The sequence below is a fragment of the Campylobacter aviculae genome (assembly GCF_005406215.1).
Taxonomy (GTDB): Bacteria; Campylobacterota; Campylobacteria; order Campylobacterales; family Campylobacteraceae; genus Campylobacter_D; species Campylobacter_D aviculae.
This window is the reverse complement of record NZ_NXMA01000052.1, coordinates 1-505: the sequence shown is the minus strand read 5'-3', so window position 1 is coordinate 505 and position 505 is coordinate 1. Positions and strand designations below refer to the sequence as shown.

At 30.3% G+C, this 505-nt stretch carries 1 protein-coding gene; it reads left to right on the top strand.

Annotation, left to right across the window (positions count from 1 at the left end):
* Positions 1-505: Cj0814 family flagellar-dependent secreted protein (locus CQA76_RS08945; protein ID WP_408608990.1), on the top strand; the 505-nt coding region annotated here is incomplete at both ends.

Below are 505 nucleotides of genomic sequence, written 5' to 3'. Positions count from 1 at the left end.
AATACAGCCTATGGTTATAGTGTAGATAAAGATGGTTATATGGGAGAAGACTTTAATGAGGCTGCAGGATTACCAAAAGATTTTAAAATACATAAATCTACTTTGGATGAGATAGAGAGGGTAGCTGAGAATGATCCTATTGTTTCTAGCATAAAAGAATATCTAGGTGTGGATAAATATTATGATAATATAGATATGGCTGAAACCATTAAACAATACTATAATCTTTTTTCTAATGTTTTAAGTCAAAGCTTTCCAAACGATAAAACAAGTTTTAGTGAAGCAGATATTAATACTATGCCTAGTGGATATGCTGTAGGTGGAATTCAAGGAAGAAATTTTAATGATCCAAATAATAGAATGAATATCACTCATTTAAGAGATTTTTCCGAAGCTTCAATTACGAATATTTACAAAACCTCTGATCAAATGAAAGAAGCTGAAAGTTTATATATACAATCTGGAGCTTCTATAGATGGCTTAAGTGGACATAGTTTTGGTTTAT